General features: G+C 65.3%; 11 protein-coding genes. 7 read left to right on the top strand and 4 right to left on the bottom strand.

Translation table 11 applies throughout. The features are described 5' to 3' along the window. Positions 1-90: 90 nt before the first annotated feature. Positions 91-654 carry a dihydrofolate reductase family protein gene (locus tag QRX50_RS23355; RefSeq protein WP_285974539.1) on the bottom strand — a complete coding sequence of 188 codons (564 nt, stop codon included), beginning with the start codon at positions 652-654 and terminating at the stop codon, positions 91-93. Positions 655-1214: 560 nt separating this feature from the next. Between QRX50_RS23355 and QRX50_RS23350 the strand changes: the two genes are divergently transcribed. From QRX50_RS23350 to QRX50_RS23320, 7 genes are all read left to right on the top strand, one after another. Beyond that, positions 1215-2303: an IS630 family transposase gene (locus tag QRX50_RS23350; RefSeq protein ID WP_285973446.1), complete on the top strand. Its 1089-nt coding sequence runs from the start codon at positions 1215-1217 to the stop codon at positions 2301-2303. A 383-nt stretch (positions 2304-2686) separates the two neighbouring features. After that, the gene (locus QRX50_RS23345) at positions 2687-4282 is read left to right on the top strand and encodes a DUF3375 domain-containing protein (protein ID WP_285974032.1); all 1596 of its coding nucleotides are present in this window, start codon (positions 2687-2689) and stop codon (positions 4280-4282) included. Further along, entirely contained in the window at positions 4275-5045 is a 771-nt protein-coding gene (locus tag QRX50_RS23340) for a DUF4194 domain-containing protein (protein WP_285974031.1), read from the top strand. The genes QRX50_RS23345 and QRX50_RS23340 overlap by 8 nt, the downstream gene beginning before the upstream one ends. Before the next feature lie 10 nt (positions 5046-5055). Beyond that, a complete protein-coding gene (locus QRX50_RS23335) occupies positions 5056-8604 on the top strand; it encodes an ATP-binding protein (RefSeq protein WP_285974030.1) in 3549 nt (1182 codons plus the stop codon). Between the two features lie 201 nt (positions 8605-8805). Then, complete coding sequence (locus QRX50_RS23330; RefSeq protein WP_285974029.1) at positions 8806-9906, top strand: DUF3322 and DUF2220 domain-containing protein; 1101 nt, start codon at positions 8806-8808, stop codon at positions 9904-9906. A 566-nt stretch (positions 9907-10472) separates the two neighbouring features. Then, complete coding sequence (locus tag QRX50_RS23325) at positions 10473-10640, top strand: hypothetical protein (RefSeq protein WP_285974028.1); 168 nt, start codon at positions 10473-10475, stop codon at positions 10638-10640. Positions 10641-10846: 206 nt separating this feature from the next. Next, the gene (locus tag QRX50_RS23320) at positions 10847-12775 is read left to right on the top strand and encodes an ATP-dependent nuclease (RefSeq protein WP_285974027.1); all 1929 of its coding nucleotides are present in this window, start codon (positions 10847-10849) and stop codon (positions 12773-12775) included. A 164-nt stretch (positions 12776-12939) separates the two neighbouring features. Here QRX50_RS23320 and QRX50_RS23315 read toward each other — a convergent pair whose 3' ends face one another. The 3 genes from QRX50_RS23315 to QRX50_RS23310 form a co-directional block, all read right to left on the bottom strand. Then, positions 12940-14049: a site-specific integrase gene (locus QRX50_RS23315; protein WP_285974026.1), complete on the bottom strand. Its 1110-nt coding sequence runs from the start codon at positions 14047-14049 to the stop codon at positions 12940-12942. A gap of 163 nt (positions 14050-14212) precedes the next feature. After that, positions 14213-14437, bottom strand: coding sequence for an excisionase family DNA-binding protein (locus tag QRX50_RS49670; protein WP_353074166.1), 225 nt, complete (start codon positions 14435-14437; stop codon positions 14213-14215). Continuing rightward, complete coding sequence (locus QRX50_RS23310) at positions 14437-14973, bottom strand: recombinase family protein (RefSeq protein ID WP_285974025.1); 537 nt, start codon at positions 14971-14973, stop codon at positions 14437-14439. Before QRX50_RS23310 ends, QRX50_RS49670 begins: the two co-directional genes overlap by 1 nt. Positions 14974-15206: the final 233 nt, after the last annotated feature.

Genomic DNA, 15206 nt, shown 5'->3' with positions numbered 1-15206 from the left:
GATCCGGCGGGGGTGTCACAACCGCCTCGGAACACAGCGCCACGAGATCCTTGGGCGGCCCGAAGCCCGCGCCGATCCGATGTCGGGCACTCAGTGCCTGGTCTCGTACCTGGTCAGGACCACGCCGTCGGGAAACGTCCGGGTCTCCACCAGGGTCAGGTTCACCCAGTTGTCCAGGGCCGTAAAGAACGGCGTGCCGCTGCCCACCAAGACCGGCGCGGTGGCCAGCACGTACTCGTCGATCAGCCCGGCCCGCATCGCCGCTGCGGCGAGCGTGGCGCCGCCGATGTCAATGGGGCCGCCATCCTCGGCCTTGAGCCGGGTGATCTCGGTGACCGCGTCGCCGGTGACCAGGCGGGTGTTCCAGTCGACCGTGCTGATCGTGGAGGAGAACACCACCTTCGGCATGGCCTGCCAACGGCGGGCGAACTCGATCTCCGCCGGTGTGGCGCCAGGCTGCTGGTCGGCGGTCGGCCAGTAGGAACTCATCGTCTCCCACAGTTTGCGCCCATACAGCGCCAGGCCGGTCGCCCCCACCCGGTCGGACCACCACTGGAACAGCTCGTCGCTCGGCGCGCTCCAGCCGAGGTCGTCGCCGGGCGCGGCGATGTAGCCGTCCAGGGTCAGGTTCATGCCAAAGGTCAGTTTCCGCATGGCGTCAGCCTCCCGTGAGTCGGTATTCGGCGTACAGACCAGCACGGCGCGGAAAAATCATCGGTCAGGCCACACCGAGGGCCGGTTGACCACCACGCCGAGCCGATGCTGCGCATGGAAGGGACCCCCACGCACACCCGACGCCGGGGCGCCCGGACCGCCATCACCTTGACCAGCGGTGTTGCAGATACCCGCACGATGAAATCTCACCAGCCGGTGCCTAAACGTACATGTACTGACCCCCAGCCAAATCAAGATCGAACCCGGCCAACTTCTTGACGCCTGACCCCGCCGTCCGCAGCGCCGGGTCGCACCGACGCCCCGCCACACGAACTTTTCTTCACCCCTGTGCCCAGACGACAAAAAAGCCCAGGTCAGTGACCTGGGCTTGGATGCTCCCCCGCTTGGACTCGAACCAAGAACCCTCCGGATAGCTGGAACCTGCGGCTTTTGGTCGATCTCAGTCGATCTAGTGCCTCATCAAGAAACGTTGACGTTGTCATCGTGTCGTGTGGACATCCGGGCCGGTGATCGCGAGGCTGGCTGTGGAGGTGAGGCTGGTGGCGCGTCAGCCGGAGGTGTTCGCGCGGTCGCTGGAGCCGGAGGAGGCCCAGCGGCTGGTCAAGATCACGAGGTCGGCCCGGGATCGGGTGCGGCTGCGACGATCCGGGATTGTGCTGGCCTCGTCGCAAGGCCGGTCCGCGAAGGAGATCGCGGCGATGTTCGCCGCGACCGAAGGCTATGTGCGGGAGGTGATCCACGCGTTCAACGAGTCCGGGTTCGCGGCGTTGTCCCCAAAATGGAGGGGCGGTCGACCTCGTAAGTTCGGTCCGGCCGCCCGTGATCAAATCAGCCGCATCGCCGCCTGCAAGCCCGCCGAGCTGGGATTGCCGTTCACGACCTGGAGCCTGACCAAGCTGGTCGCCTACCTCGCCGAACACGCATGGATCAGGGCGAGCACCGAGACCGTCCGGCAGATCCTGCGCAAGGCAGGCGTGTCATGGCAGGCGACGAAGACGTGGAAAGCCAGCAAGGATCCCGATTTCGTGGCCAAGAAGAACCGCATCCTCGACCTCTACGATCACCCACCCGCCGACGGGCGAGTGATCTGTGTCGATGAGTTCGGGCCGCTGAACCTGCAACCCCGCCCCGGCCGCGGCTGGTTTCCCCGCAGCCGCCCGGCCCGGCAGCGCGCGACCTACACCCGCACCAAGGGTGTCCGGCAGATGTTCGCTGCGCTCGATCTGGCCTCCGGGCAGATGTTCTACCGGTTCCGCGACCGCAAACGCTGGCCGCAGTTCCTCGACTTCTGCAAGCAACTGCGCCGCCGCTTCCCGACCGGGAAGCTCTACCTGGTCAGCGACAACTACGGACCACACGGCAAGGCCGAGGTCCGGGACTGGTGCGCGGCCAACGACATCGAACTGATCTACACACCCACCAACGCGTCCTGGCTGAACTGGATCGAGTGCGAGTTCACCGCGGTCCGCTACTTCACCCTCGACGGCAGCGACTACCCCAGCCACGCCGCCCAGGAAGCCGCCATCACCGGCTACCTCCGCTGGCGCAACCGCCACAGCCACCCCAAACGCCACTTCGCCATCAACTCCAAAATCCGCCGCCCCGATTACCTACCCAACGTTGCTTGATACGGCACTAGCTGGGACATTTGCAAACGTTCACGTCCTCAGTCGACGTGATTCGACCTCGTTCGACGTCAAAAATCGCCCTTAAATCGCCCCTAGTTCGACAACGACCGCCACGACTTCGTCGACGATGACCGTCGAAGCATGCGAATCACAGGGCCTGGGCCGCCGCCCCGCTTCCGAGCAACACCCACGCAAACGGACTCCAGAGCCACCCGTGGCGGGCTGCCGCCCCCCGCTCGCCGGCCAATGGGCTCCCACACCGTGGAGCATCGATGCAACGGGCATCGCGAAAGATCATGCTAATGACGCAACTCCCACCGATTGTCGGTGCTCGTCGTTAGCCTTGGTGTCACCAAAGCTGGGTGCGCTGGACGGGAGGTCCGTTGTCGAGCATCGTCGCCGATCGAGCGCGGGTGATGGCCGCGTTCGAACAACCCACCCTGTCGCTCTTGCACCAAATGCACGCGGCCGTCGTGATCGCAGTCTTCCGGTCGGCGTTCACCCGGGACGCGCCTCTGGTTCCCGCCGCGCGCCTGCACAGCATGGTCGAAACGTTCATGGACGAGCTGCGCCTAGCCGGCGCCACGGACCGGGAGGTCCCGTCTGGTGGTGGCCGGGACCTCTGCCGCAAGTGGGTGTCCGGGCAATGGCTCATCCGCTCTCTCGCGGAGAACGGCGCAGAGCAGTATTCACTCACCTCGCACGCCCAGGACGCGTTGCGGCTGGTGGAGCAATTGACGCGAGAACGTGCGACGTTGTCCGAGCACCGCATCGCCACGATCCTCGACCAGGTCCGGCGGTTCAACCGGATCGCCAACCCTGATCGTGCCGCTCGCGTCGGCATCCTGGACACCGAGATCGCCCGGCTGACCGGTGAGCGCGATCGGCTGCTGTCGGGCGGCGACATGCCCTCCGTAGGCAGTGACTACATGCTGCAGGGATTCGCCGAGCTGACCGAACTGGTCGCCGGCCTACCCTCCGATTTCGCCCGCGTGTCCGAATCGTTCACCGCTCTACGCGACCAAATCTTCGCCTCGCTACGCGAGGAAGACCGTCCGGCCGGCGAGGTCATCGACGAGTACCTGCAGCGGGCGGACACCCTTGAGGAGGCGACGCAGGAGGGACGCGCGTTCATGGGCGCGTTCGACCTGCTTCGTGATCAAGCCCTGGTTGACCAGCTGCGTGAAGACATCACCGCGTTGCTCGATCATCCACTGGCCGAGCGGATCCTGACCGTGTCCGACCGCAGCGAACTGCGGGGGACGGTTTCCCTCATCCGGCAGGGCATGAGCAGGGTGATCGCCGAGCGGGCGCGGGCGACGTCCGCTCTTAGGGAGTTCATCATCACGCACGACTTGACCCGTGATCGCGAACTGGACGCGGTGCTGAGGGCGCTCGAGACCGAAACGACGGCCTGGATGAGGTCAGCCGGACCGCAGGCGAAAGTGCCGGTGGACTTGTTGCCCTCGGAAATCGATGCCGCGGTGCTCCGCGAGCGGTTCCACGACGCCGGGGTCAGCGTGCCGCCGCCTCCACTGGCCGACGTCTCGGATCACCAGCCCGACGAGTTGTCGATGCGGGATTTGATGACACAAGGAGGTCCTTCCCTCGGGGCGTTGAAATCATGGTTGGAACAGCTGGAGATGCCGAGCGGGCCGGCTTCGGGCGGTGCTCTGTTCGGCGGGCTCCCCGATCCGCTGCGTCGCCCGGTGGAGATTTTCGGAGTGTTGCACCTCGCGGCCAACACGGAGCACCTCGCCATCACCTCCACCGTCGAGGCCTACCAGACGGTCCGGCCCGACGGCTCGCGGCGGACGCTGTTCGCACCGCAAGTGGTTGGCTCGGCCGATAATCCCGATGGAACCCACACAGGTGACGAGGACGAGCTTCTCGCTGTAACAGGTACGACGGTTGGCGACGACTCTGCGGGGGTGGACACCACAGAAGGCGACCAGACGGGGGGACGGCAGCGTGCTTGACGACCCAGCCACGAGTTCCAACGGGCGCCACACAATCGGCGAGGAGTTCCCCGACCTCAACAACACCGACGAGGACTCGGAAAGCACCTCGACGCTGGCGCTGTTCGAGGGCGACGACGGCGGGCTGATGTTCGCGCAGCGGAGGGCTCTGGTCCAGCTGGTCAGGGAGCCGTTCATCAGCGCCCAGACGCACGAACGCGAGTGGCGGGCACTCGTCGCCAACCCCCGCCCCATCAGCTCCCGTCTCAACGACATGTTCATGATCCTCGAGTTGGACCTCCAGCGGGAAGTCGCCTTCAAGAGGCAGGCGACCCCCGAGGGAGGCGGCCGCCGGTTCCCCACGCTCTTCTATGATCACGCCTGGCCGCGGGAGGAGACCATCGTCCTGCTGTTCCTGCGCACCCGGTTCCACACCGAGCAGGCGGCCGGAAACGGTCGCGCGTTCGCCGATCGCGATGACATCCACGAGTACCTCGGTCACTTCCGTCCCGCGTCGGCCACCGACAAGGCCGCCGACCGCGCGCGGGTTGAGCGCGCAATCGAGAAGGTATACAAGACGGGCTTGCTCATCGGGCGCAAGACCGCCACCCGCTTCGAAATCGCCCGAGCGATCGAAGTGGTGATGCCGATGACGAAGCTGACCGAACTCCTCGTGTGGCTGCGGCAGGAGAACGGGAACGATCGGGCTACTTCTTCTGAAAACGCCCTCGACCCGCCGACCAGCGGTGTACTCGACACCATGCCCGCCGAGAGCGACGAGTGAGAGACATCCGATGACCCAAGAGCAGGTCCGGGACCTCGTAGCGCTGGAACCCGGAGACCGGCCTGCGCCGGCGACCGTGCAACACCGCTTGGAGAAGATCCAGCTCGTCAACTGGGGCGGGTTCGAAGGCCATACGGTCATCGACATCGATCACGACTCGACGTTGATGTCAGGCGCTTCGGGCAGCGGGAAGTCGACCGTCCAGGACGCCTGGCTCGCGCTCTTGCAGCCGTCTGACACCCCCTTCAACGGCGCCTCGAACGACGCGGTGGGCGGCCGTGCCCGCTCCGCCGAGCAGCGCAACCTGCTGTCCTACCTGCGTGGCCAGACCGACACCACGGAGGGCGAAGACGGCCAGCACAAGGCGAAGGTCCTGCGGGGCGACGCCACTGACACCTGGGGAGCGGTCGGTGCCACGTTCATCGGCGACCATGGACGGCGCGTAACGGCATTCCGCCTCTATTACGCGGGCGCCAGAATCGTTCGGTCCGCCGACGTGATCAGCCGCATGTTCACCTTCGACGGCGCGCTCGACCTGACAGAGTTCGCCAGTCTCACCGGCACCCGGCCGGCGCCGTTCGCTCCGGCGCAAGTCAAGGCGGCGATCCCCGGCGTCCGGCACCACGAGACCTACCAGTCCTTCTCGCAAAACCTCTTCACCCGCCTGGGAATCGGCGCCAACGGCGACGGTCTGAAAGCTCTCCGGCTCCTCGCGCGAGTCCAAGCGGGCCATCAGATCCGAACGGTTGACGAGCTCTACAAGGAGATGGTGCTCGAACGCCCCACCACCTACGACGACGCGGATCGCGCTATCGGTCACTTCAACGCCCTGGAAGATTCCTACCTGAAGATGCGTACCGAGCAGGAGAAGGCGGAGCTGCTCACACCCGTCGTGGAATGGCACCGCGAGCTGCGTGCCGCGGAGGCGGAGATCGAGACGATCGACACCTTCGGTCTCACGCGCAGTGGGGATTCGCCTATCGGGTTGTGGTCTCTGCGCACGGAGGACCGCCTGCTCACTGCGGCCTCCGATCTCAACCGGGAACAGCGCAGGCGCAACAAGGACGAGCTCACGTTGGCGAATCGGGCTATGCGGGAAGCCGACGAGGCGCTGAGAGAAGCGCGAGCAGAACACGACGCGGCTGGTGGCGGAACGCTCCGGAAGCTCGCCCTCGACTTGGAGACCGAGTCCGATCGCCGTCGCGAGCGCGATGAGGAACGGGCCGATCTCGCCAACACGGCCGTCGCGCTTTTCGGCACGCTGCCCGGCGGCCTGGGTACGAAGGACGAGTACGAACAGCTTCGCAGCGCCGCTTCCGAGTTCCTGGAAAGCGCCGAGAGCGCTACCGCCGAACTGCGAGATCGGCGTGACGCCCTCATGCGGGATGAGGTCCGGCTGCTCGACCGGCGACGCGGTCTCCGCGACGAACGCGCTTCTCACGAAGGCAGAGATGGGCGTATTCCCTCGAACCTGGACCAGCTGCGTGAGCAAGTTGCCGAAGCGGCCGGGTTCACTCGCAACGAGCTCCCCTTCCTGGCCGAGTTGATCGACGTCGCGGATGAGCACCGGCAGTGGCGCACCGCGATCGAGACCGTCCTTGGAGCCAGCGCGCGGCAACTCCTGGTGCCTGCCGGACAGCTTCAGGAATTCTCCCGCCTCATCGATCCCATTCCGCTCAAAGGCCGGATCACTTTTGTCGGGGTGCCGCTGCGCGAGTGGGAGCCCTCGTCACCGTCGAGGGCAGATCCGGCTCGCGTGGCGGGAAAGCTGCAATTCAAGGACTCCTTGTTCACCTCGTGGGTGTACGAGCACGTCAGTCACGACTCGCGCAACGCCCTATGCGTCCAGTCTCCCGCCGACCTCGCTGGGCACGGGTACCGAGTCACCGCGGTTGGTCAGACCCGGCAGGGGCAACGCGGCACCCACGGTCGTGCCGACCGGCGCGACATCATCGGCTTCTCAAACGTCGAAGTGCTCGAGGCGATCGACGCGGAACTCGCCGAGATCGCCACCGATCTGGACGCCTTGGCCGGCCAGATCGACCCGGTCGAAGCAGAGCAGTCCACCCTGCGGGCGCGGATCAGCGCGTGTCAAGCCGTGGGGCGCGTCCGCTGGGACGCTATCAACGTGCCTGGATCCGACCGCCGGATCGCCGAGCTGGAGGCGCAGCGAGACAAGATCCTCACCAGCGACGACCGGCTCCGGGCGATGGAAGTGCACATCTCGTTCCTCGACGGAGCGCTAGGCCATGCGCAGCGTGCCGTCTTCGGCCATGAACAACGGGCGGAGCAGCTAGCCAAGGAGCACGGCGCGCTGGCCGACGAGCAAGACAACGTCAGCGGCGAGCTTCAGCGGATCGATCGTGGGCAGCGCGTGATGCTTACGGAAGACCAGACGCTCCGCCTCGATGCAGAGTTCGCCGCGATCGCGGGTGACGACGCCGAGGTTCTGGCCGCTTTTCCGAAGAACTGCGCCGCTCTGAATCAACGGCTGAAGAACGGTCTGGAACAGGCCAGGCGCAAGGTCGCGGAGCTGACCGCGCACATCGAGGACAGGTTCGCCCAGTTCCAGCGGCTGTGGGAGGACCCCAACCTGGGGACGAAGCTGTCCTCCTACCCCGACTACCAGCGCATTTACGACGACATCGAGGCCACCGGCCTGCACAAGCGCCGGGACGAGTGGCGCAGCAAGCTCGCCAAGTGGTCAGGCCAGGACCTCGTGCCGCTTGCACACTCGATGGGAGACGCGATCGACGAGATCGAGAAGCGGCTCGACCCGATCAACAGCATCCTCGGCAACCTGCCGTTCGGCGCCAACGCCAACCGGTTGCGCATCAAGATGAAGAAGCAGGTGTTCGACCACGTCACGACGTTTCGCCGCGAACTGTCCAGATTGTCAGCTCTCGCAACGAAAGAGCTAAGCAACGACGAGCTTGAAACCCGCTTCAAGGATCTCCAGTACTTCATGAACCAGATCCGCACGAAGGACGACGAACGCGGGCTTCCCGTCGCACGCGGTCGCGGCGGTGCCACCCCTCCCGGGGCGGTCGAACGTGATCGTGACCGGCTGCTCGACGTGCGGAAGCACGTAACGATCACCGCCGAGTGCTACGACGTGGCCACCGACGCGCTGATTTCAACGCACTCGTCGCTGGGCGGGAAGTCCGGCGGCGAGTCGCAAGAGCTCATCGCCTTCATCGTCGGCGCCGCACTGCGGTTCCGGCTCGGCGACGAGCTTCGGGAGCGGCCGCGATTCGCGCCGGTGTTCCTCGATGAGGGTTTCATCAAATCCGATGCCGAGTTCGCCGGGCGCGCGGTCCGAGCCTGGCGAGGATTGGGTTTCCAGCTTGTCATCGGCGCACCTCTGGACAAGGTCACCGGCCTCGAGCCGCACATGAACGAGCTGCTCGCCATCACCAAGAACACGCGCACGCACTACTCATTTCTGTATCCGATCAAGGACCGCCAAGCGTTCCGCGAAAGCCTGGCCGCCCTGGCGCCAGCTCACCCGGATCCCGACACACAAGGCAACGGCGTCGACCCCGTCGCCGGGAACTGATCGGAGATCTCCGTGGACCGGGCCGTCGCCGGCATCAAAACACCTCGAACCGCCCTCGCAGATGTTCGGACGCGGCTCATGCGCACCTGGCCCGAAACCGTGCTCAGGGAACAAGGCTGGCGACAGGACCGCGGGGACGGTGATGTCTCCGAAACGATTGGAACTCACGGCGATCCCCCGTCGTGGCCACACCCGTTTCCGTTGGGGCAGCCCGGCGCCGCGAAACTCGCGTCGTCCTTCGGAGACGTGGCCGACCTCGTCGCCGCCTGGCGCAAGCAGGCAGACCAGGACGACCTGACGCTGAGCTGGCGGGGCCGCCGTGTCCACAGCACCGACCAGCAGCTGCCGACACACCTCGTCGTGCCCGACATCGACACCGCTGCCCGCATCACCAGCTGGCGGGAAGGCCTCGAAACCGCGAGGACTCGCGCTCGCGTCCTCCTTGAACAGCACCCGGACCTCCGCGCTGCGCCCACAGTGCTGCGCAAAGTCATCGACTACGACGCGACGGACTTCGACCTTCTCCTCCGCGCAGCCCGCTGGTTCGCCGACCGCGCCGCTGCGGGCACCGTTGGAGTACTCACCCCACGACAAGTTCCGATCGAGGGCCTGCACGCGAAGTGGCTGAACACCCGCCACGCCCTGGTGCGGAGCCTCTCCGGGGTCGACGACCTCGGGCTGCTGCCACCCCATCCACCCCGGCTCCACTTCACCTACCTCGATCCGGCGCACCTCGCCGCGGGAGGTCGCAGGCACGACTGCGCCACGGTCGGTGACCGCATCCAGCTGCCCTACGCACCCCGCCTCGTTGTCATCAGCGAAAACAAGGACACCGCGATCCACTTCCCTCCTCTTTCCTACGGCGTAGCCGTAGAAGGCAGCGGCCGCGGCGGCAGCACCGCGGCGACGTTCGAGTGGATCACCGGTGCCGACGCGGTCATCTATTGGGGAGACATGGACGCCGACGGGTTCGAAATCCTCGACGAGTTCCGCGCCGTTGGCGTACCGGCCCGATCCCTCTTCATGGACCACGCCGCATACGACAGGTGGGAGCCGTACGGCACCGACGTCGACCGCCACGGCAAACCGCTGCAGCCACGGGCTCCGCGTCCGGCTCCGTACCTGACCTCAGCCGAACGCACCCTCTACGAAGACCTCTGCTCTCCAAGCTGGCGCCATCACCGGCGCATCGAGCAGGAACGCATCCCGCTCGACCTGGCAAGGGCGGCCGTCAGCAACATCTGCACACTGGGCGAAGGTGCCGCTTCGCTCGGACCTTCGGAACAGACCCACGCCGGTTAACAAGGAGTTGCCGGTCTCCCAACGCGTCCTGGAAGACCGTGCGGTCGAAGCCCGCGTGATCAAGCGCCGCCGCGGTCCCCGGCACTGGTACGAGACGGTGACGTGGGGGATTGGCAGGCCCGGCCGTGAGCTGCACACGCCGGGCGGACTGTATCTGCTGATCCATGAACTGACCGCTCGCAGCCGCGCGTTCAGCGGCACGCCGTCGTTGTGGTCGATTTGGCGTGATGGCCACCACGCTGGCGCGTCAGGGCCGCAGGAACACACCGGTGCCTTCGTTCGCAAGCTCAGCTTGAACCTTTACTGCTCCGAGTGGGCACAACGACACGGTCTGGTCGCTGACCAGCCGGCCCAGCCCCGCAGACACCTCCAGCGCGGCAACCTGACGCGCGGCCTGGGCAGGCCGATGACACCCCAGCGTCCTCGCCGTCGCTCGCCGACTCGGGCTGTCCAACACGACGTTCCGACGCAACTTCCCCGGCCTTGCCCGAGAACTCGGCGACCAGCGCCGCACGCCGCCCTCATTGATTGGCAACTCGGCAGCGGCTGACGCCCGGCAGCAGACCGTGCAGGAACACAACGCGAAGCTGCGGCGCGACAACCAGACACTCCACGAGCACCTGAACCTGGCGGTCGCGACGATCATGCGCCTCACTTTGGAGAATGCGCAGCTGCGCGAGGAGTTGGAAGCGGCTGCCAAGGTCACCCGGATTACCGCCGTGCACCATGACTGATGGCTGTCGGGGATTAGGGCTAGGCTGCTCGGCAACGCAAAACCCCGGTGCTGCGCACGTGGGGCAAGCACCGGGGTTCACCTTGATTGGCGTCAGGACGATATCCCGAGTTTGACGCGGCCGACAAGACGGCACGTCACGTTGTGAGCCAGCCCACGCGCGCGGTGATCGGGGCGCATCCCCCTGCCCGGAAGGAAAAACCGCGAGTGAGACTGGTCAAAGCCCACGTCGTCAACTATCGCTCGGTCGAGGACTCCGACGAGTTCGTCATCGAGCCGGACGTCACCTGCCTAGTCGGCAAGAACGAGTCCGGCAAAACCGCGACCCTCAAAGCGATCTGCCGGCTCAACCCCGTCGAGCCCTCGGCGGTCTTCGACGAGGAGATCGACTTCCCCGCTACGCAGACTGGCCGGCGTCGGCAGTGGGACGCCAAGGAGCTCGTCCCGGTCATCACCGCGACCTTCGAGCTCAACGACGACGAGTTCGACCGCGTCGCGCGGAAATTTGGCGTCGACGTGCTCCGGAGTCGCCAGTTCACAGTCACACGCGGATACCGGGACACCAGCATCCACTGGGGCTTCGACTTCGACGAGCAGAAGATGCTCTGGCTGCTCTACGAGCAGCTTGACCCCACCGTCAAGCAGACCATGGGCACCGCAGCGATCAACTCGGTCGAGGACCTGACCGAGGCGCTACGCGCCCTGGAAGAGCCGTCCAGCAAGGCGACCAATCTGCTGGCACAACTCGAGGAATGGGGTAGCGAAGGCTGGCGCCTCCTGCACTACCTGATCGCCCCTCGCCTGCCGAAGTTCGTCTACTTCGACGACTACGACTCAATGCCGGGCAAGACGTCGATCCCTGACCTCATCCAGCGTCGCAACGACGGCACCTTGACCCGCGGCGAGCAGGCGCTGGTTAGCCTTCTGCGGATCGCTGGCTCCGACCTCGAGGACTTCCTTGTCAAGGACAACCACGAGCGGCTGATCCGCCGGCAGGAGAACGCCAACGCCAGCATCTCCCGCGAGGTGTTCAAGTACTGGCGGCAGAGCACGGACCTCGGGGTGAAGCTGGAGGTGCTCCAGCCCGAGACTGGTGCCACAGGCGCATTGAACCAGGGTCCGATCCTGCAGATCCGGGTGTTCAACAACCGCCACGGCGTGTCAGTGCCCTTCGACGAACGCTCTCGCGGGTTCGTCTGGTTTTTCTCTTTCCTGGCCTACTTCACGGACCTGGAACACAGCGCCGAGCAGCAGCTGATCTTGCTGCTCGACGAGCCCGGTCTGTCGCTGCATGGCAGGGCTCAGGAAGATCTGCTTCGCCTGATCGACGAGAGGCTCGCACCCAAGCACCAGGTCCTCTACACTACTCACTCGCCGTTCATGGTCTCCGCAGACCACGTGCACCGGCTGCGCACTGTTGTCGACCATGAAGAGATCGGCACTAAGGTCTCCGCTGAGGTTTTCAAGGCTGACGAGGACACCACGTTCCCCCTCTACGCGGCGATGGGGATCGGTATGACCCAGAGCCTGTTCATCGGCGAGCACACGTTGCTGCTGGAAGGCGCCAGCGACCTCATCTATCTCGACGTCCTGTCTGACGCCCTCACCGAGCTGGGCCGCACCGGGCTGGACCCGCGCTGGGTCAAGACCCCCATTGGCGGGTCCGGAAAGCTGTCCACGTTTGTCACCCTGCTGGGCGCGAACAAGGTCGACGTCGCGGTGCTGGTCGACTCCAGCACGCAGGATGTCGGCGCGGTCAAACGGCTGCGCGACAACGACCAGCTTGCCAAGAGGGGCTTGGTGGAGATCAGCGAGTTCACCCAAACCAGCGACGCCGACATCGAGGACCTCTTCGACCCCGCCTTCTATCTGGACCTGGTCAACCGGGCCTACGCCAAGAACCTGGGTGGCATGCCGATCGCCACCACCGACCTCAACACCAAGGATCCTAGGGTCGTCAGGCAGATCGAAAACCACTTCCGCAGCAGGGACATTGCGGGCGGCAAGTTCAGCCACCTCAAGCCCGCTACTACGCTCCTGCGAGAACAGTCCGTGTTGGTTCCGGCGCTCGATCCGGCCACCCTGACCAGGGCGGAAAACCTGTTCGTCCGCCTCAATGGCCTGTTGCCGTCCTAACTACGGTCGCTTTGAGTCAGGCCGCCGTCGACCAGATCAGCGCTGGTTGCCTGACTCGAAGCATCATCGGCCTCCGAGTCGGCCGAGGTGACCTCGCGACCGATCCTCTTCGTCAGCCCGATCACGCTCGCTTCGCCGCGACGTAACCCGACTGGCTCGGACGGTCATTCCTCGCCGGGTGGCAGCATCGCCTCGAGGGCTTCGACGTTGCCGGCGTTGGCGGTCCGGACCTTCCGATAGTGCTTGTTCGCCACCTCGGGGCTGTTGCCCAACTGGTCGGCGATCGCGGTGAGTGGCCGATCAGCTTCGTCAAGAACCATGCCAACCGTTTTGCGGAAGACGTGGCTGGTCACCCAGTCGTACCCGACGGCCACCATCGCCTCACTGACCCGGTTGATCACGTTGGATGGATCGAGAAGGCCCCCCGCAAACGACGCGAAGAGAGGCCCGTCGCCCGCTGTGGCCTTGCGGCGGCGGAACACCGGGATGGACCACTCAGGGATCTTGAGCAGTAGTTCGTCCTCGTTGCCTTTCCGCAGTGGTCTCCGGACGAGGCCGACCTCGTCCACCCGGATGATGTGGTGCGTCACTGCGACGGTCTTGTTGTCGAGGTCGATGTCGGGCCCCAGCAACGCGAGGCACTCGCCGATGCGAACGCCGGTGGCAAGCATGACCTCCATCAGGTCTGGCAGGTCGCGCCACAGCTGTCCGCGGCGCCCCAGCGAGCGCCCGCAGGCATCAACTTGCCGCGTCTGCCCGTACGCGACCAGCTTCTCGTGAAGATCGACGCGCTGGGCCGCGTCGAGTGCTACGACTTTTTTCTTTGGCTTGGTTCTCGACATGCGTCCGATGTCGCGCATCGGATTGTGTTCCAACGCTCCGCGCCGGACTGCGAAGTCGCATACTCCGGAGAGGGCGGATTTCAATGTCTTTGCGGTGTCGTAACTGGCTTTCCGTCGTGCTTCCCTTACGGCGTTGCTGCATCGAGTGACGATGACGTCGTAGCAGTGCAGCTTACCCAGTTTCGGGTAGGCCCAGTTCTTCAGAACGTTCCGATACACGCGCACCGTGCTCGGAGAGACACTGCCCAGCTCTGACTCTTCCTTGAGTTCTTCGAGATACAGCTCGGCAACTTTCTGGAATCGAGTAGACGGGTCTATGTCTCCATCACTGGCCCGATGAGACATTATACGGAGAGCATCTTTGAGGCCGTTGACCGCCAGAGTTTTAATAGGTGACTGGCGCTTGACTCGCACTAGCGACCAGTCCGACATTTTGAACCACGCAGAGGCTCGATAGTGGACTTGCCTTCGGGCATTCTTCGGAAGTCTCTCGACCTTGATTTCGCCGTGCTCACCGACCGGCGTAGGAAGTCTTCCCATGAAACCTCAAAATTTGCACACACTGTTTTCCAGTGATCCAATTATCGACCTGACGTTAGCATCGCTCACACGAGTGCAGGTAGCGTTCGAATTCGAAGTCAGGAATCAGGTAGTACCTGCCAGCCTTCAACGCATTCAAATGGCCATCGTGGATCAGACCAAGAACAGTTTCATACGGCACACCTAGTTGCGCGGCAACTTCAAAAGGCTTCCACACTCGCCGCGGAACCCCTTCTCCTTCGTCACCCGAATACGCCGCGGCCGGTGGACGCGATGCCATCACGGCACCTCTTTCTCGTTGTGGTTGGCGGCGGCTCGCGGGACCGGGGCGAGCAGACGGTGCGGGACCTGCCGCACGCTGGTCGCGGGATCTTGGGCGGCCCAGAACAAGGTCGGGGTGACGAGGGCGCGGTGCGCGGGCTGGTCGGAGAGCACCCACTGCTTGACGGGACGGAATGCTCCGTTCTCGTCGCGGGTGCCGGTGGCCTGGTATCCGGCGTACTTGATGTTGGTCAGGATCGCCGTGATTGCGGTGGGCAGCCAGGAGGTGTGGGTCCCGGGCGGTGGGTAGTGGTTGTGGTCGGCGTCGAGGCGGGTGGTGATGTGCTCGACCGACAGGCCGGTGACCGCGCGCCAGTAGAAGATGGCCTGCACCACTGGGGCGCGGCGCGGGTCCGGGGTGAGGCGGGTGCGCGGTGTTCCGCGGCGGCTGTGTGCTCCGGCCGCGGTCATCGTGGTATAGCCGTACGGCGGATGGTGGATGTTCCAGCCCGCGCGGATCAGGACGGAGATCGCCTCGGCTGAGCGCCGTGTCACCGGGTGCTGGACGAGCTGGGCGGGGAGGGGCGCTGGGTTGGTGGAAGCGCGGTTCGGTGACTGTCGGTGCCGGACGCGGTAGCTGACCGCACGGAGCCAGCGGCGCACGCGCGTCGTGAGGTGGCAGGTCCTGCGGTGGGTGGGCATAGCGACGAGGCCCCTTCAACAGATCGGGCAGGTGGAAGGTCGGCAGCGGATGGAGCGTGGCGCTGCGGGGCCGGGCGCGAGGGGGG

The organism is Amycolatopsis sp. 2-15 (genome assembly GCF_030285625.1).
GTDB lineage: Bacteria > Actinomycetota > Actinomycetes > Mycobacteriales > Pseudonocardiaceae > Amycolatopsis > Amycolatopsis carbonis.
This window is presented reverse-complemented; position numbering and strand designations above follow the sequence as displayed.